Below are 19,292 nucleotides of genomic sequence, written 5' to 3' on the forward strand. Positions count from 1 at the left end.
TCGTTATTGGGCGGTTACTCTATATCAGTCTAAGTGGTTAAATAATGGCGATAAAATAAGGAAGCAGGTGAAAAACTACCTCCCAAATGAAAAGGAATTAAGCAACCAAACGCTACTTAATTCCTTGAAATTGTCTCATCACCTCTATTAGCCTTTAAATTTTGAAAGACTCTATTTGCTAATCAATATTTGTCAATACTAACCCTTTCAATCAATTCATTAGTTTTCTAAACTAAGTCTATTAATAAATCCAAAAAGAGTATCAATAGTAAAGTAAACTAAATAATTGAGTTATAAATAGCTATTTTCACAAAACTGTTTCATCATCACACCATCTCAGTACATAAACCATTTTTTCATCTATAGCTTTTGTCTTAATCTTAATCTTTTTTCTTTAATCCAAGAAATGCACCTACGGTAAACATTATTCCGGCAACCAATGACGTGAAGACTTCGCTAACTGTTCCGGTTTTTGGCAACCTATCATTGTTAGTAGTTGATTTACTATCAATATTGGTATCTTTATTAGCTATGTTCTCTGGTTCATTAAGATAAACTTCCTTCTCATTTTCAAAGTTTTTATCATTTTTATCAGGAACTGGAGCTGTAACATCCTTAGTTGAATCAGATCTTTGACTTTCATCTAATTGACTATAATTTACTTGTACAGGAACTGTAGTTTTGACATCTTTAGTTGAATCAAATTTGTGTGAATGATCTTCTCTTTGTAAATCCTCTTTTCTGTGACTTTCATCTAATTGATTATGATTTGCTTGCACCTTATCTTTCTTTTTGGATACATCAAAAGTAGGTTTATTTTCCTCCTCCTTTTTCTCCTCTATTTTCTTGAATACAGGTTTTATAAGGGTATCTTTTGATAGATTAATAACATAGCCAGCGTCTTTTTTACCTTCGAAACCAGCAATTTCCCAACCATCAAATTGATAGCCTTTTTCTAATTCACCCTTATAGACAGGTAAAATAAAATCTTCTTCCGGCACTATCTGAGAACTCATTTCTTTTCCATTTTGAATGGTCACAGTCACCCTATGAGGTTTTAATTCGCTCATTTCTCCCGTATCTTTATTTAAAATAAATTCTTTTACGGTTGTATTTCTTGCGAAATCTTTTACAAGAATCTTAATATTTAGTGTCTTATCTGTTAGTTGTTTAATATCATCAAATGATGTATATTCTTTTCCATTTACATAAATATGTTGTTCTTGAATCTCACCATCGAATCCATTATTTCTTTTATCATTGATGTTAAAGACTACAGATTTTCCATCAGCATATTCGATACTAGTATTTCCCTTAGGATCAATGTTTACTTCGGGTTTAACATTATCATATAAAAACTGATAGTGGACTCCAACTGCTTTCGCATTCAAATCGCTATAGCCAGTTTGAAGATAAACATTTCCATCCATATCTGTTACCTTATCTGGAAATCCGTTTGCTTTATAGTCTTTCATTCCCCAGTCCATGATGTCACCGTCTTTAACATTCAGCTTAACGTTAAAATCTCTAGTGTTATCAATGTGTAAATCTCCGTAGATTAAATAATTATCTACAACCGATTCATTAACTCTCAATTCCCAGTTAAAACCACCCTTATCAGAAATCTTACCTCTTAAATAAAATTCTGGATTTCGTACATAAATTTTATTAGATTTAGATGGATTAAAGTAGTTCTTATCCATTGAAAGGTTTACTGGTTTGGTATCAATAAATAACATGGAGCCATCTTCTTTTATAGCTTCTACATTAGAATATTCCTCCCCATGATACTCTTTATTATCTTTACCAAATAATACAAGTTTAGAGGAATCTGTCACAAGATTTCCATCTTTATCGATTGCTTCCCCTTTATCATTCATGTTAAAGGTAAACACTTGATATCTTACAATGTTAAAGCCGTCCAAAGCCGACATTAATACTGATTGAGTGCTTCTTCCATCTTTAACATTTCTACTATCAGCATAAATTGTTGTTTCTGAAAGGACTCTTAGATTAGGATTGGTCTTTTGTATTTTTGCTATATCTTCCTTGCTATAAACTCCATTCCCTGCTAACATATCCGTTTTTCCAGGATTATAGGTAGTCACTTTTAGTGCATAGCCTTTTCTTAGAATGATGTTATCCTTTAACAGATATTGTTGTTTTTCTGAATCAGAATAGATTTTACCAGATTCCATTTCAGTTAAATTGTTTGGTTTGTTCTTTGAAAGATCTCCTTCTCCTAATTCGATTACATTCCCATAACTTGATGCATAGGGATATTCTGTTTTAGTTTCCTTATTTTTTTCAGGCATTCTAATTTTAGTTTTAGCTTTTGTTTCACCCTTATCTTTTACAAGGATATTCATATCACCCGTAAAGGATAGACCATCGACTACATCATTTGTGTTTGCAAATAAGTCAAAGGTTAGAGTTTTAGTTTGTGGGTCGTATTTACTTGCCTTAATTTCTATTAATTTGAAGTCATTGCCATAGTAAGCCTTAGCATTTTTGGATACATTACTTACTTTTCCAAGAATTTCAAAATGTCCATCCTTTGATGGGCTTAATACTCCACCAAGTTTTGATTTAACATCATCAAGTTTCTCAGTTTCATATTCTAGAGCACTCTTATCTTCATAGGCAGTTATATTTCCTTCATCGTCATATCGATAATCAAGTTCTACTGTTCTTGTACCACCATTTACAAAGTCCTCTTCTTCCCTATATTTCTTTTTAATGAGTTTCTTTAGGTCTTTATTTTCAAAGTCTCTAATTGTTGAAATAGTTTTATTTATTTCAAGGCTAGCTTCTCCCTCAACTGAACTTTCTTCAGCTGGTTTTGAATCTTCATCCTTAGCTTGATTATTATTGGTATTTTCCTCTGGGCTCTTTGCATTTTTGAGTTTTTCTTCAGAAATTTCACCTAGTTTTTCATATTTAGAAGCATCTTTGTCAGGATCTACTAGGTAATAAGAAATCATTCCTTTTTCATCAGCTTGGTCATCAAATTTAATTCTATGGATTTTGGTGAAGTTGCTTGCACCATCTAGGGCGATTACTTCGATGATTTTTCCTCTTAAATCTCCTGCTCCGCTAATTTCGTAGATAGTATTTCCATCTTTATCAAGCTTCCTATTTCTTCCCTCACCCTCTCCGGCGTACGTTACATCAAGACTTTTCTCAACATCTCCATACTTATCGACAAGAGCTGCACCTGCGTACCATACTTCGTTGGCTACTTCTTCAAATTTCTCAGGATGTTCTTTTTGGTCTCTAGCAAACAAGGTTTCGTGTTTGTACTCATCCTTTACCTTGTGGTAGGTATCTTTTGCGATCAATTTAATTTTATCTGGATTAGAAAAATCAATTGAAATAATTTTTGGAGCTGTATTATCAATTTTTACTGGTATATAAGAAACTTGCCATGGATAATCCTTGGTTAATCTATATTTGAATTTGTAGAAGTATTGACCCTCAGCTATTGATTCAAATTGTCCTCTTATCCTAGTAGCTGGATCTTGGTTATCCTTACTTTCTGGTTCATTTTCTTCTCTACCTCTAGGGTTATAGATGAGTCCATCCCACTTCAAATCACCCCAAACTTTTAGTTTAGATGATTTGATTCCCTTTGCATCATTGCTTTTAGAATTTAAAATTCCTCTAATAAAGTGTTCCCTCGAAATGACTTTTAAGTCTCTTTGATTTTCTCCCTCTTTATTTGTATTTACTATTGAAATCAATCCTTCTTCTGCACTTCTTAATACAAGTGGAGAAGGGGTTAATCCTCTTTCAAGTTGAGCATCTTGAGGATTTCCATTTGAATCTAAAGGATAAATGTTAGCAACATTAGATCCACTAGTGGATTCTGCATGAATACCTTGGTTGTTAAAGGCAAATAGGTCTGGGTCTTGGTCTAGTGATGTAATATTTTTATCTTTTCTGTTTTGAATAACAGCTGCTGGATTAAATTTATCTATACCATGTTCTCCACCAATTCCCTTATTTAAGGTTCCTGGAATTTTTGGTTTACCATCATCATCATAACCTTCCATTGTTTTTGATTTTGAACCCTCTTCCCAGGCCCATTTATCAAGGATTGGTTCGTGGTTCCAATTCCCAGCAAATCCCATTAGAGGCATCGACAAAGAAGGTTGGAAGTTTATTTTCTTCCCGTTAGAGTTTAGAGCTTCCATTTCTTCCACTGACTCAAAATGAATAAATGATTCTACAAATTTATTTTTGTCTTTAGCCTCTCCAACATTTATAACCGCATTCAAATCAAAGCTAGAATTTGCGCCTATAGTGAAAGTATCATGCTCAAATGTGATATTTGCTCCTTTGATTTTTTCTGGATGGATTTCTGGAACAATTTGCTTACCATCTGGAGATTTTTCATCTTTGTATGTTTCATCCAGCTTTAATCTATCAGTTAGAGAATCTGTAGTTATCGCTGATGCTGAAACTTTAAAGGTCAAAGGTCTGTTTGATGTATTGTGAAGCTTAATTGTAAAATATTTTTCTTCTCCTTTTATTTCTTTAAGAGAAATAGAACCATAAGAGTTTACCAAACCTTTAGAATCCTTGTTTTTGAAAGTCGCTACAACTTCATTTCTCAAAGCATTGGCCACATTAATTAGGCCTGCTCCCTGTTGTCTAGGTGATGCAAAGTATTGGCTTTTTTCTTTCCAAGACGTTGCGTCCATCATCGGTCGCGCAGTATTTTGTAGAGCAATTTTTGTAAGACTTGTAAGGTCTATTTTGTCATCTCCCTCAAGATTTCTCAATACAGGTCTTTCAAGCATTTCCTTTAACTTCGGTCTAATCAAAACAGTAGAAGCTGCTACGATTGGAGTTGCCATACTGGTTCCTGACATATAGCCATAAGTTGATTTACCATTAATGACATTAAGCGTGGATTTAATATTTTTACCAGGTGCTGAAACATCGGGTTTTAAAAGTAAATCTATTCTTGGTCCCCAAGATGTGGATCCTGCTGGAACGATGATATCTTCTTTATAGAGTTCTTTGTCTGTGTCAGGTGCAAACTTAAAGTCAATCTCTTTTTCGTCACCTACATTCGGTTTGTTGGAATTAAAACTTTCCATATCAATTGGATAGTATTGCTCCAATTTATCTTTAAAATCTTCTTTATTATTTCTTTTGACTTCAGTTTTTTTATCAGGATTAATCATGTTCCATAGCTTTACACCATCATCTCCTGAAATTGAAAACACTTGACTTTTAGTACCTTCATCCGCTTCATATCCCATAGCTGGAAGCTCTGTCCAATTATCTCTATTGTAGTAATTGACAGTATTTACAACCATAATGGCGCGTGCGCCCTTATCCGTAGCTTTTTTAAAAGCATTTTTTAAATCCTTTGTATAAATTCTATCCATTACTGCAATTTTGCCCTTAAGATCCAAACCTATCAAATCTTGGTCTTGGCCCTTGCCTATATATACAAATTTCAATTTACTAGGAGCTTTTGAACCATCTTCATTTGTTGTGATTTTATTCTTATCGAAAAAGGCCCCTATATTTCTGTATTTAAAACTTTCTCCACCTATGTTAACTTTATCAAACTCAACTGTTTGATTTTTAGCAGATGCAACCGCTATCGCATCTTCATGTGCTGCTGTTCGCGTTACATTTCCAGTGTCGGTCATTTTCAGATGATTATTTGCCACTAAATCCCAAGAAGAACTTGAAGCAGAAGTCGCATAGTTACCCGTAGCGACAACCATTGGAATGCCTGCTTTTCTTAATGCTCTAATAGCTTGCCAATATTTCTCACCTACAAGACCTGTTCCTGTAAAACCAGATGATACCGAAACAACATCAACGTTGTGTTTGATAGAATCTTCAATAGCATGAAACATTGTTTCATCCCCTGCGAACCCAGATCCTGCGTCAGAGTACATTTTATAAGAGAAGATCTGTGCATTAGGTGCAATTCCATCTATGCCATTAAAGTTCTTGATGTCTTTTTCAGTATCATTTCCAGCAAGAATCCCTGCAATATGCATCCCATGGGGATCAAAATAATCACTTCCATCATCAGCTCTTTCTACGGTAATTTTACCACCATTATAATAATTAAAAGCATGAGGAATTTTATCACTCAACCAATAATTTTTATCAGTGCCTTTTAAGTCTTCTTTTTTAAATCTCATTGAGGCTTTGGCATCATCATCGATTCTCATAGCCTTATGCCTATAATCTGTTCCAGTATCGATATTTGAAATGACCATACCTCTGCCATCAAAATTTCTTCCAAATTGAGCATTAATGGCCTTTAGGTAATCAATAGCTTCCTCAACTCCAATTTCCTTTCTGGCATGATTCATCATGGGTTGGACTTTTTGTGCCCTTTCAACCGATGAGATACCTTCTATGTGTTTAATTTTGTCCAAGTTATCTGGAGTTGTTTCTATGGCACTACCGTTAAAAATTCTATCATAAGTATATAAAACTTTTGTATTCTTAAGACTGGATAGTCCCTTGATTGCTTTTTCTCTAGACTCTTCATCTTTAAATTCAGCAATATAGACAAGTCTATCCTCTTTTTTGGGACTTTCTGAGTCTTTACTTGCAGACGAGTCCGCTTTATCTCCTTGGGATTGATTGGAATTTTCTTCTTTGCTTGTTGCTTCTTCATTGCTAGTGCTATTGTCTATCACAGGATTTTTACTAACAACTTCTTTTTCCTCAATAATTGTTGTTTTCTTTTCTTCAGTATCCTTTGAAGCTTCTATAGCATGATGAATCTCTTCATGTTTCTCTTTATTTTCTGTTTCCTTATCTACTACTACTTTTTCTTTATCAGAGATATTTAAAGCATCTTCAGAGCTAGATATATCTGCTAAGACTACCTCATTAGGGGCATAGGCTGCTAAAATAACTGCAGCTGTGGTTAATGACAATACTGTACTTTTTTTCATTTTAATTCCTTACATATTTATTTAACTTCCAATAGATAGAAAACTTTAACTTTGCTAGCCTTTGTTATAAAAAGTTTTACTAAGTATTATCTAGGAAATAGAGTAGTACATTTATATATAATTGTTAGCTCTCCATAAAAATAGTATATCATTTTTTAAATTTAAGTCAAGAAAAATTAATATGTGTTAATTTATTTTTTAATATACATTAAAAATATAGAGTCAAAAACTTTCGTAGTTAGCTGGGGTACATTGTCAGAACATTCACACCATCAAAAATAGTAGCAATCAAATTGAACCACTACCAAAATCACAAAGTCAAACATCATTGATGAAATATCAGCGCTATTAAACAATATAAATAACCGCTAAGAATAAGACTTAACCCCAAATCATTCATACCTCTCTCAACTAGATGTAACTTACAAAACCCCTGACCTCATGAGCCACTTTCTTCCTCCTCATGAGGCCAGTTTTACTTTCTGCTGTTCCAGTATCATTTTTCCTCGCTAGATTTCCTCAAAAGGGCATACTCCTCCCTTGGTGCGTCACACGATTTTTTCATCTCGACTGTTCTTTAATGTATCATTAACGACGCTTTTCTTCTAGGTGGTTCATAAGGAACAGGAAGATTCAGGTTGACTTTTCTAATCCTAGAATAAAGTGCTGAAAACAATTCGGAATAGGCATATAGACTAGACAATTTGAGGAGCTGCTTGCGTCCTGTTCGAACACATTTTCCTACCACGTGAAGAAAAAGATGGCGGAAGCGTTTGATTGTTAAAGTTTGGAAGTCACCTCCAGCTAGATGTTTGAGAAAAAGATAGAGATTGTAGGCGATACAACTCATCATCATACGAACTTCGTTTTTGATTAAGGTTGAACTATCCGTTTTATCACCAAAAAATCCCTCCTTCATCTCCTTGATGAAATTCTCGGCTTGACCACGTCCACGATAAAGCTGAAACTGGTCTTGGCTTGTTCCACTCGTCATATTTGTAACGAGAGAAATAACATCGTAGAACAAGTTTCCTTCTTTTCGTTCAGAGAACTGGCAGACACGACGCTTGTGCGACCAAGATCCTGCTTGATAGAGAGTTTCTGAGTAGGCGGAGTGGGGCAAGATGGTTAAGTCCTCATCCTGTGGGCAAGGGAGGGAAAGGTCTCCAAGACGGCTCAGAACAGTATTTTTCTTGAGTTTTATGAGGTAGTATTGCCCTGTTTTTTCAATTAAATCGTATAATTTTGGGGTCGCAAAGCTACTATCCATTCGAAAGAGAAGTTGATTAAACCGTTCTAAAACAGGTGTGATAAAGCTGTCTGCCTCTTCAGAACAATAACGATTACCAGGACGAAGCTGGGCATTGAAACAATAACCTGTCTTCCCCTCGAAAGCATAAAGAGGATGATAGCCATGAGCACGATAGTGGGCGTTATAAGCAACACCTTCTTGCTTGCCATAAGTTGTAAAATGGGTAGAATCGATATCTACAATGAGTTGGTTTAGCTGGTGAAACTGTAAAAAGAATTCGACCAATTCAAGGTTGAGGCATCGCAAACTATGGACTGTTTCCTCGTCAGTTCTGGAAAGAAAACGGGATAAGGTTGGCTGTGAAGCAAGCTGCCCTCCTTCCAACAATTTTGGAAAGTAGGCATCAGCTGACAATTCTTTACAAGCATAGTCCGTTCCATAGCCTGTTAACAGTTGAAAGAGGAACTGGACAAGGATATCTGAATCCGAATAACGACAGTAGCGGCGTTGGTCATTCGTTACTAAATACTTAGAAATCCGCTCTTTTAGTTTCAACTGGGAAAAAAGTTCCTGAAAAAAGATAAGACCACCATACTGGGTTAAATGACCTCCATCGAAAGATAGTTGGTAAAAAGACTTGTTTTGGAAGTGATGATTTGGTAAACTGTTCATGTGAGTTTCCTTTCTTTTTGTGTTTTTTTCTACACTTATACCATAAAGGGGAAACTCTTTTTTGTCTAGTAAAAAACACCCATTGGGTGAAAAAAGAAACCATCCAGGATCTAAGCTAAGGCAAGGATTCTGGAGGGTTTTTAGATTAGGGGTGAATAATTGGGGTTAACGGTTATTTATACATATCTATTTTTTCAAATCTTCAGTCATATGTTCACCTGTGACCTAGGCTTTACGAGTGCCTTGCTCTACCAACTGAGATAAATCGGCGATTACACTTACAGTATAGCACTCTGAGAATAGATGTCAAGGAATTTTCATCTCTATTAGAAAAAGCCTGTCCTAAGACAAGGCTTTGAGTTTCTTCATCTTAGGATCCAGCACTTTCATAAGAATCCAAGCCCCTGTCCCATAGTTTCAAGGAAATACCAAAAAAGACAAGGGAAATCAAAATCAAACCTCCAATGTTAAAGAGTACATCCTTGTCCTGCAAAAAATAGCTAGCAGGATAGTAGGCCGTAAAGGCAAAAGGCACGATAAAGCTAATCAACCAACGAAGAAGAGAATTGTAAATCGAAATCGGATACTTGGCAAAATCATTAAACATATAGAAAATGTAAATCATAGCCCCTGACTGCTTGGTCCAAAAAGCGATGCTGGCTGTCGCGATTTTAAGAGAAGTATAAATCAAGGTCGCAAAAGGAATACAGACTAGGAAAAGCAGGAATTTTGGAAGAGTCCAAGCAATGCTGGTCATGGTTGTTCCCAATAAAATACCACCGACCAAGAGTTCGCCTAAGGCATCAATCTGAAAGGTCTCAACCAAGATGTGAAAGAGAGGATTGATAGGACGAGTCAGATACTTATCAAATTCTCCTTTTCGCACCAAGCGTTGCCCCAGTGCCCAGAGATTGTCAAAAAAGAGATGATCCAAGCCCTTAGGAATCAAGGAAAAACCATAGATAAAGGCAATTTCTTGAAAAGTCCAACCTTCTAGGGATGGGATGTGTTGAAAGATGACATTGAGAAATAAGAGATTCAGGCCTTGAGTCAGAAAGACTCCCAAGACACCAACCACAAAATCCACCTTGTATTCCATGATTTGCTTGATGTATTGTCTGATAAAAATCAGATGCATGCGTTGATATTTTTTCATACTAACCTCCTTGAATGGTGATACAGGACTGGACCCGTTTCCAAATCAACTGAGACAATCCCACCATCACTAAGAGCCAGAAGAACTGCAAAAGGAGTGCCTGAAGAATCTGACTGGCATCGTATTTTCCAACAATGATCATAACTGGAGTATAAATCAAGGATGAAAAAGGCAAAAAGGAGAGAATATCTGAAACAACCTTTGGAAAGAATGCCAAGGGAATCAAACTCCCCGACATAAAAGCCACTATGGAAGTCTTAAGTAGGTTGGAACCCCAAAGATTTTTAAACACAAAGGCTGAAAATCCAAAGCAAATATTAAAGAAAAAGTTAATCAGATAGGCGAGCGTTAAGCTAAAAAGATAAATGACAGTTAATCCTAGCACCTCTACAATACCTTGACCCGATATGATTTTCATCAAGACAATAACACTTAAAAATGGAAGGCCAACGCTGATAAAAATCAACCACTTGGAACCAAGCTCGGTGAAAAGATAGGAGGCCGCAAAATGCACTGGTCGCAACAAACGCATGATAATGGAGCCATCCTTGACCTCCTCCCCAATCATAAAGGACGAATCGGATCTAGTCAGAAGATTGGTCACAAAACTCATGATGATGTAGAGGGTGATATCCGCCATACTAAAGCCCTGAATCAAAGACTCTTGCGAAGAATCAAAGACAGCCTTCCAGAGATAAAAGGCCACAAAAGCCCCCATGACATCGCCAATCCGATAGAGAATAAAGTTGACTCGGTAAGTAATCAACTCCTGAACCCCTGCATTGATAAAGGGTTTATAACGTCTCCACAATTTGATCATCCTAGAGCTCCTTTCGGTAGAAGCGACGGATAATATCCTCAATATCCGTATCCACCATCTTCAAATCGCGGATTTCAAAATCAGACAGGGTTTGCTTGATAATGTCAGCTGACTGGTAGCGAGAACTATCAAATTCAATGTTGAGGCTGTTTCCTTGTCTATCAATGGTCATATCAGACAGACCTTCATAGTGAGAGACGAGATGACTTTGACCTGGTAGCAGTTCAAAAGAGAGAGTCTTCATCTTACCAAAGGTCTCCTTGAGTTGGCTCACCGTTCCATCAAAAATCTCTTTCCCCTTGTCAATCATGAAAATCCGATCACAAAGTTGCTCAATATCACTCAAATCGTGAGTGGTCAAAAGAATGGTAGTTTCTTCCTCTTGATTGATCTGAGTAATTGCCCGACGAATATTATCCTTAACCGAAACGTCCAAACCAATGGTCGGCTCATCTAAAAAAAGAACCTTGGGATTGTGGAGCAAGGAGGCCGCAATATCCGCCCGCATCCGTTGTCCCAGTGAAAGAGTCCGCACGGGATCCTTGATAAAGTCCTTCAAATCCAAGACTTCATTCAAAAAGTCCATACGCTTATGAAAGAGCGAGTCTGGCACATCATAAATCTCTTTTAAGACAGTGTAGGTCTCTTGCAGAGCCAAATCCCACCATAGCTGGGTGCGTTGTCCAAAGACTACGCCAATATCTTTGACATAATCTTGCCGATTGTCCTGGGGAATCTTGCCGTTAATCCGACAAAAACCAGATGTTGGTTTCAAAATTCCTGTCAGCATTTTAATGGTTGTCGACTTCCCAGCACCATTTGCCCCGATAAATCCTAAAATCTGCCCTTTTGGAACCTCAAAGGTCAAATCCTTGACCGCTTCAAAGGTCTGCTTTTCAGGATGAATAAAGGAGCGCAAAGCCCCCTTCAAGCCCGGTTCCTTAACAATCTTCACAAAATGTTTCTGAAGATGTTCCACTTCTATCATTGCCATATCTATCTCCCTATCATAAGGAATAGCAACATTGTGTTTTTAACTACAAATATTCTAAATCCTTACTTTCTACACCTTCTATATTTTATTACTACAGAAGGCTTTATACCAATCTATTATAGTCCAATAAAAAACAGAATGCAAGCGTTTGCCTATGGATTGTGAAATTAGGATTTCTCTCATAAAATAATACTTTTAATCAAAAATTCAGTTGAATAGTTTAAATTACCAACCTACTCATCTTCTCACCAGAGGGCGGTATTAACTTTGATCATAAAATCGGATACTCCCTCTATCCAGAAAATATGCTCAGAATGATTGTCTCTAAACAATACCTGCTCTTTTACCTCATTCATGAAAAAGAAGTCCATACCCTGAGAATTATCAACTCACGCACCGACTACCTAAACCAACTCGACCACCTCTTTCGTACATGTAGGAAACTATTTTCCTCACAAATAATCTCATTATAAAATCCAATAAATTTTTTTAGCTCACTTGAATATTTTCTTTGTATCGTTTTATCAGCTTCAATCTGATTTAGACTTGTTACCTTGGAACGACTTGAAATAACCTTTGTAAAATAACACTTAAGACTTTCATCATCTCGTATAAATTTTTCAATAGTGATATAAAAAGCTTTCATATTCTGTTTATAATCAGATATTAATTGATTAATTTTATCATTCTGATGAAGATTCGATACCATAATATATAGCGGATTGAAATAAGATGAGAACAAATTGATTGGAAAAGTAAAATTAATTTCTATAAATGTTTTAGCAATTGTTTCATACTATTTTAGATTCAGTCTACTATACATAAACTAACCTCCTCATTATTAGCAAGGCTTCTACTGATTATAACCTAATTCTTAGACTACTTCAAGACTAACTGTCCAATAATAATCTACAGATAAATCATCCACTCTTAATCAAATTTTATTCAATCCATCTACTCATTCCCAAAAGGTTGCTGTATAATGCAAGACATTTTTCTTACTGCTTTTACTTTTCCTTACCCTCAATTTAGTGAGCTAATAAATTATTCTTCTTCAAAAGGTTGAGATTTATCTAGTAACTCTAAAACATTAATGGTAGGTAGCAACATTGCTTCACTGCTATCAATTGCCGAAACTATTGAAACAATAGAACGTAAATAAGGACAAAGAATAGCAGTACCATTTACGTATAGAATATCGGTGATATTTTCATCTATATTTATTTCAAAATATCCTATTACAGTTACAGATATTTTTTCATGGCATCTTTGTCAACTAAAGAAACACTAAGTTTTACGGCTCCATGACTATAATCATCTGTATGACCAACCTTAACTATGGGATATAATATATCGAAGGTAAATGTGAACAAACTGATTAGGAAATTTAAACCAACTTCTAACAATGTGTTATACTCAATGAAAACCAAAGAGCAAACTAGGAAACTAGCCTCAGGTTGCTCAAAACACTGTTTTGAGGTTGTAGATGGAACTGACGTAGTCAGCTCAAAACACTGTTTTGAGGTTGTGGATAGAACTGACGAAGTCAGTAACCATACGCACGGCAAGGCGACGTTGACGTGGTTTGAAGAGATTTTCGAAGAGTATTAGAAAGCTCGATGGACTATTCCAGATTCATTCCACTAGATTTTGAAATCAAAAAAAGTTGAGACATAGCGTCTTCAACTTTTTTACATTACTTTAACTACTGATTAAAGTGAGTTTACGTCAACTTTGATACCAACACCTTGAGTAGTTGTGATAGTCAAGTTTGTTACGTAAGTTCCTTTAGCTGTAGCTGGTTTTGCTTTTTGGATTGTTTCGTTGAAAGCTTTAAAGTTTTCAACCAATTTTTCAGCTTCAAATGATACTTTACCGATGATTGCTTGAACGTTACCTGCACGGTCAGCACGGTAAGTGATTTTACCACCTTTAGACTCTTCAACTGCTTTAGCAACATCCATTGTTACAGTACCAGTTTTAGGGTTTGGCATCAAGTTACGTGGTCCAAGGACACGTCCAAGACGTCCAACAAGAGCCATCATATCAGGTGTAGCGATAACTACGTCGAAGTCCAACCAACCGTCGTTGATTTTAGCAACAAGGTCATCTTCACCAACAAAGTCTGCACCAGCAGCTTTTGCTTCTTCAGCTTTTGCACCGCGTGCGAAAACAAGAACGCGTGAAGTTTTACCAGTACCGTTTGGCAATACCATTGCTCCACGGATTTGTTGGTCAGCTTTTTTAACGTCGATGTTCAAGTTGTAAGCAACTTCTACAGTTGCGTCAAATTTTGCAAAGTTAGTTTCTTTTGCAAGTGCTACAGCTTCTTCTACGCTGTATGCTTTTGTGCTGTCGATTTTCTCAAGAGCAGCACGAAGTTGTTTGCTTTTTTTAGCCATTTTCTATTCTCCTTGTAAGTGGTTCAATCGATTTTCATCTCCCACGTCACTCCTCGAAATGATGAAGTCTTGCGGGTTTTCAGTCTATTACTTTCCTTTTCCTACGGCCTTAAGTTCCCTTGCTGTACCCAAGTACAAGTATCAGTCACTTGCCTAGTATGAAAAGCAACTAATAGACTGCTGTGAGATTTTCTACTGTGTTATTGATTAGTCAACAACAGTGAATCCCATAGAACGAGCAGTACCTTCGATCATACGCATTGCAGACTCTACGTTTGCTGCGTTCAAATCTGGCATCTTAGTTTCTGCAATTTCTTGTACTTGTGCACGAGTAACTGTAGCAACTTTAGTTTTATTAGGTGTACTTGATCCTTTTTCAACACCTGCAGCTTTTTTCAAAAGAACAGCAGCTGGTGGTGTTTTCGTAACGAAAGTAAATGATTTATCTTCGTAAACTGAGATAACAACTGGAATAATCATCCCAGCTTGGTCAGCTGTACGAGCGTTGAACTCTTTTGTGAATCCCATGATGTTGATACCAGCTTGACCAAGAGCAGGTCCAACCGGTGGAGCTGGTGTAGCTTTACCAGCAGGGATTTGCAATTTTACAAGTTTTTCGACTTTTTTAGCCATTTTTAAATCCTCCTTTGTGGTTTTGGCGGTAATTAGAGATTTTTACCTCCCACAAGTATGCTTTTCACATACCCATCTATTATACACTATTTATCTGGAATTGCAAGAGAAAAGTTTATTTTTTAATCGACGTAATCTCCGCCTTCAAAGCCGTAATACTCTTCCAAACTGAGACCACTTGCAGCAATTTCTTTTGCTTCTTTTCCGACATAACGCAGGTGCCATTCTTCAGCCATATAGCCTGTTTCCTTTTCCTTACCTTTGAGATAACGGACAACAAAGCCATAATCAGCTGCATGATCCAAAAGCCATTGGGCTGCTTTTTCTTCTGTTACCAAATCACCATCAGTCCCAATCACATCAAAGGCCAAGCCTGTCTGGTGTTCGCTATAGCCAGGTCGAGCAGAATAACGGTCGGCAGCTTCTTTCCCATCTTGATTGACATAATCTTGGTAGAGTTTGGTCTGAGTTTCATAACTTCTAAAGCCACTGTAATGGTCACTGATTGGGAAGCCTGCCTCTTGCATGGCTTTGATGAGTTTGACCAACTCAGCCTTGGCTGTTGGATTTTCCCCCGGATTATAGTCTTTCGACAAAGGATAGTGTTTATTGGCTACGATGATTTCATCGTATTTACCCTGAATGCTATAGTAATCACCTTTATTGACCACTTCTGCTTTGTTCTGGGCAGTCCCTTGAGACTTACTGCCGACTGTGCCATCAGCCTTGGCTGTCTGTTCTGTCTTAGCTTCTCCGTCTTCATTTTTTGCTTTTTCTTGTGAACAAGCTGCTAGACTCAAGGATATCAAGGCTGTCAAGACAAGGTATCTTTTTTTCATTTCTACTCCTTTATTTCTAATAGTTTATCTACTTCTGACGATAAACATTCGACTAATTTTTTAATCTCTTCCGGTTTTGCTTGGCAGGTTTCTGCTGTCATTTCTTCAAAGGGAACCCACCAAACTGGACCACGTCCATTGAGACCGTGACCATTCATATCACCGCTTCGTCTAGGAAAAAAATGCCAGTGGAGATGGGCATCGCCATTTCCTAGCAGTTCAACATTCATTTTCTCAGCAGCAAAGGCCTTGGCAACTGCCTCTTGGACTAGACTCATTTCTTCGAGAAAACGTAGTCTTGTTTCCTTTTTCAAATGGTGCAATTCGGTAACGTGTTCCTTGGCTAGAAAAAGACTATAGCCTGCAAAATACTGGTGATCTCCAATGACTACATATCCTGTTCCTAATTCTTTGACAAAATAGGGATTTTATCCCTTCTTGATGAGCTCAATTCTCTGGCAAATCAGGCACATATTAGTCTACCAATGCGCTCTTCAGATAAGCATCAACCATACGCTCTGTTGCAACCACCGAGTCAATATGAGTACGCTCATAAGAATGGCTAGACTCGATACCAGCACCGAGAAGGGCGTGTTTAACCTCTGCCCCTGCAGACATAGCCGCTGAAGCGTCAGAACCATAAAATGGATAGATATCCAGCTTAAATGGAATATCTTGTTCTTTCGCCAAGGCAACCAAATGTTGACGGAAGTCATAGTGATAAGGTCCAGAAGCATCCTTGACACAGATGGACACTGTGTACTCATCTGTTTGCTGGTCATCTCCCATAGCTCCCATATCAACAGCCAGATATTCGACTACCTGAGCAGGAATATTAGAGTTAGCCCCATGTCCCACTTCTTCAAAGACTGAAAAGGCAAAATGAGTTGTTACAGATAATTCAATCTTCTCTTCCTTATAAATGCGAAGCAGATTAAGCAAAATCGCTGCGCTGACCTTATCATCCAAATGACGAGACTTGATAAAACCTGTCTCTGTCACGACAGTTCGTGGGTCAAAACTGATAAAATCACCGACCTCAATCCCCAAGGCACGAGTTTCTTTTTCATTGGTTACTTTGGCGTCCAAACGCACTTCCATATTGTCCTGGGTGCGTTCTGCAGTTCCTGCATCCTTGTAGACATGGCAAGAAGTTTGGTGGATGAGGATGGTACCTGATAGCTTTTGACCTGTACTAGCCACATGAACGGTACAGTTTTCTCCTTCAATCATGTTCCAAGGAAAGCCACCGATACGATCCAATTTGAGACGGCCGTCTGGTTTGACAGCACGGACAATAGCACCCAGCGTATCTACATGGGCAGTCACATAGCGGTGTTGTTCATCTTTTTGACCTTTAATGGTCACATTGACACCGCCCTTGGCTGTGCGAACTGGCTGACAACCAAAATCTTCTAAAGTCTTGACTAAATAGTCCGAAATCTCACGAGTGAAGCCCGTTGGCGACGCAATAGCTGTCAGTTCTTTGATATATTCTACTGTTTGATTCATTTATTTACCTCTTTTGCTACCTATTATAACACATTTATCATCGGATAAAAAAAGAAAATCACTCCTGTAGCCTTGACTACAAAAGTGATTTTATACTCAATGAAAATCAAAGAGCAAACTAGGAAACTAGCCGCAGGCTGTACTTGAGTACGACAAGGCGACGTTGACGCGGTTTGAAGAGATTTTCGAAGAGTATTAGTGATTATTCCATTTCAAAAACATCACTTTCTTGCTTGTTAGGTAGAACCAATGAGAGCAAGATTCCAACGATGGCTGGCACCAACCATGGGAGTGAGGCCTTGGCAAAAGGAAGAACGCTAACAAGATTTGCAAAAAATTCAACCTTAAAGGAGCTTCCTAGTACGCTTGCAATGCCAATAGCTGTAACAACAGCAATTGTCAACTGCATACCTGGTTTTGAAAGAGCCACGAATTTGTTGACAATGACAATCATAACGATGGCAATGGTGATTGGGTACAAGATAACCAGTACAGGGATTGAGTACTTGATAATCGCATCAAGACCCAAATTGGCAATGACAAATCCAATCAAGGTAAAGGCTGTCGCATAAACCTTGTAGCTGATTTGTGGGAAACGCTCATTAAAGAACTCAGCTGTTGACACAATCAAACCAACAGTTGTTGTAAAGCAGGTTACGGTAACCATAGCTGCAAGGAAGAGTTGAGCTGTTGAGCCAAATATTTCTTGAGTGGCTTGTGACAAGATGTAAACACCTGGTGTTCCACCCTTCATAGCCTCAGCTGGTACTGGGAAATGATTTCCAAGGAATCCTAAACCAATGTAAAGAGCACTGAAGGCAAGGGCTACAACGATACCAACCACCCAAATAGTCGAAATGTATTCTTTCTTACTTGAAAATCCAAGTTGTTTCAAGGTTTGAACTGCGATTACGCTAAAGGCAACTGAAGCAAGGGCATCCAAGGTATTATAACCTTCTAGGAAACCTGTACCAAAGGCAGAAGCTTGATAAGCAGCTGAAGCAGCTTGAGGACTTGTTCCACCGTATTTGAAAGCTCCCAGAACAACCAAGATAACAATCAAAATCGCAAAGACTGGCGTTAAAATACGGCCGATACGGTCTAAGATTTTTGATGGATTAAGCGAAATCAAATAGGCTGCTGCAAAGTAAAGAACCGTAAAGACAATCAAACCAAGACCTTTATTTGCATCCGACAAAAGGGGGCTAATCCCTACTTCGTAAGCTGTTGTAGCTGTACGTGGGATAGCAAAGAATGGACCAATTGACAAGTAAAGAACTGAGAGGTAAAGAGTCGCAAACCAAGGCGCTATCTTTGTTGAAATCTCGTAAATATATCCTTTAGGATTTAGCGTTCCAATAATAAGGGTCAAAACGGCGATACCTACGCCTGAAAAAACAAAACCTGCGATGGCAGGAAGAAAATGTTCTCCAGATAGAGCACCTAGAGAAGGCGGAAAAATCAAGTTCCCCGCACCAAAAAATATTCCAAACAGGAGCAAACCTGTTAGGGCACCTTTTTTAGCCATGAAAATCTCCTTCATATTTATAAAATACTGACCTAGTATATCATGAATAGGAGTATGAAAAAAGCTTCACGAAGTAAATATTGAATGTTTTCAAGATTCTTAAAAATGAGAATTGTCTAAAAATAAAATTCTCCTACCCAGTCCACACCAAGCAGGAGAAAATTCTTACGTTTAGAGTTCTTCAAAGGCCGTCATGCCACCTTGTACATTGATAACATCATAACCTTGTTCTGATAGGAATTGGCAAGCACGCGCCGATCTCATTCCAGATTTGCAAATAACATAATGTAACTGGTCCTTGTTCAACTGATCATAGGTATCAGCCAATTGACTAAGTGGTAGGTTGTGGGCACCTTCTAAATGAAGAGTTTCAAATTCGTCCACTTCTCTCACGTCCACTAGAGAAAGTTGGTCGTTTTGATAAAGCTGGTAAAATGCGTCAAAGGTTATTTCTTTCATTCTTTTTCTCCTAATACTCTTCGAAAATCTCTTCAAACCACGTCAGCGTTGCCTTGCCATAGGTATGGTTACTGACTT

General features: G+C 37.5%; 14 protein-coding genes and 1 pseudogene. 1 reads left to right on the forward strand and 14 read right to left on the reverse strand.

Going from position 1 to position 19,292, the window contains the following annotated elements; genetic code table 11:
• Positions 1 to 380: 380 nt before the first annotated feature.
• The 7 genes from HT715_RS03555 to HT715_RS12400 all read right to left on the reverse strand — a co-directional run bounded on the left by HT715_RS03555 (position 381) and on the right by HT715_RS12400 (position 13,095).
• Entirely contained in the window at positions 381 to 6,947 is a 6,567-nt protein-coding gene (locus HT715_RS03555; protein WP_172922824.1) for a S8 family serine peptidase, read from the reverse strand.
• Between the two features lie 577 nt (positions 6,948 to 7,524).
• On the reverse strand, positions 7,525 to 8,871 hold the full coding sequence (locus HT715_RS03560) for an IS1380-like element ISSpn5 family transposase (protein WP_138707473.1): 1,347 nt from the start codon (positions 8,869 to 8,871) through the stop codon (positions 7,525 to 7,527).
• 370 nt (positions 8,872 to 9,241) lie between these two features.
• Complete coding sequence (locus HT715_RS03565) at positions 9,242 to 10,027, reverse strand: ABC transporter permease (RefSeq protein WP_000760734.1); 786 nt, start codon at positions 10,025 to 10,027, stop codon at positions 9,242 to 9,244.
• Between the two features lies 1 nt (position 10,028).
• On the reverse strand, positions 10,029 to 10,847 hold the full coding sequence (locus HT715_RS03570; protein WP_055356854.1) for an ABC-2 family transporter protein: 819 nt from the start codon (positions 10,845 to 10,847) through the stop codon (positions 10,029 to 10,031).
• Between the two features lies 1 nt (position 10,848).
• Positions 10,849 to 11,841 (reverse strand): ATP-binding cassette domain-containing protein, encoded by a 993-nt coding sequence (locus HT715_RS03575; RefSeq protein ID WP_138699768.1) that lies wholly within the window; start codon positions 11,839 to 11,841, stop codon positions 10,849 to 10,851.
• Positions 11,842 to 12,241: 400 nt separating this feature from the next.
• On the reverse strand, positions 12,242 to 12,487 hold the full coding sequence (locus tag HT715_RS12395) for a hypothetical protein (RefSeq protein WP_000643408.1): 246 nt from the start codon (positions 12,485 to 12,487) through the stop codon (positions 12,242 to 12,244).
• 398 nt (positions 12,488 to 12,885) lie between these two features.
• Positions 12,886 to 13,095 carry a hypothetical protein gene (locus HT715_RS12400; RefSeq protein WP_223200444.1) on the reverse strand — a complete coding sequence of 70 codons (210 nt, stop codon included), beginning with the start codon at positions 13,093 to 13,095 and terminating at the stop codon, positions 12,886 to 12,888.
• Positions 13,096 to 13,260: 165 nt separating this feature from the next.
• On the opposite strand from HT715_RS12400, the gene HT715_RS11615 reads away from it, so the two are divergent.
• A complete protein-coding gene (locus HT715_RS11615; RefSeq protein ID WP_000849977.1) occupies positions 13,261 to 13,452 on the forward strand; it encodes a hypothetical protein in 192 nt (63 codons plus the stop codon).
• A gap of 101 nt (positions 13,453 to 13,553) precedes the next feature.
• On the opposite strand, the gene rplA is transcribed toward HT715_RS11615, so the two are convergent.
• The 7 genes and pseudogenes from rplA to HT715_RS03620 form a co-directional block, all read right to left on the reverse strand.
• Positions 13,554 to 14,243 (reverse strand): 50S ribosomal protein L1, encoded by a 690-nt coding sequence (gene rplA / locus HT715_RS03590; RefSeq protein ID WP_001085675.1) that lies wholly within the window; start codon positions 14,241 to 14,243, stop codon positions 13,554 to 13,556.
• A 207-nt stretch (positions 14,244 to 14,450) separates the two neighbouring features.
• A complete protein-coding gene (rplK, locus tag HT715_RS03595; RefSeq protein ID WP_001085812.1) occupies positions 14,451 to 14,876 on the reverse strand; it encodes a 50S ribosomal protein L11 in 426 nt (141 codons plus the stop codon).
• 122 nt (positions 14,877 to 14,998) lie between these two features.
• On the reverse strand, positions 14,999 to 15,715 hold the full coding sequence (gene ldcB, locus HT715_RS03600) for an LD-carboxypeptidase LdcB/DacB (RefSeq protein WP_138707322.1): 717 nt from the start codon (positions 15,713 to 15,715) through the stop codon (positions 14,999 to 15,001).
• Between the two features lie 2 nt (positions 15,716 to 15,717).
• A pseudogene (locus HT715_RS03605) lies at positions 15,718 to 16,188 on the reverse strand (HIT family protein).
• Between the two features lies 1 nt (position 16,189).
• Entirely contained in the window at positions 16,190 to 17,227 is a 1,038-nt protein-coding gene (locus HT715_RS03610) for a M42 family metallopeptidase (RefSeq protein WP_001077209.1), read from the reverse strand.
• A gap of 202 nt (positions 17,228 to 17,429) precedes the next feature.
• On the reverse strand, positions 17,430 to 18,755 hold the full coding sequence (gene brnQ / locus HT715_RS03615; protein ID WP_166731613.1) for a branched-chain amino acid transport system II carrier protein: 1,326 nt from the start codon (positions 18,753 to 18,755) through the stop codon (positions 17,430 to 17,432).
• 171 nt (positions 18,756 to 18,926) lie between these two features.
• Positions 18,927 to 19,214, reverse strand: a complete 288-nt coding sequence (locus HT715_RS03620; protein ID WP_166727935.1) for a rhodanese-like domain-containing protein — start codon at positions 19,212 to 19,214, stop codon at positions 18,927 to 18,929.
• Between the last annotated feature and the right edge of the window lie 78 nt (positions 19,215 to 19,292).

Origin of the sequence: Streptococcus sp. 4155 (assembly GCF_013276695.1) — a bacterium.
Taxonomy (GTDB): Bacteria; Bacillota; Bacilli; order Lactobacillales; family Streptococcaceae; genus Streptococcus; species Streptococcus pseudopneumoniae.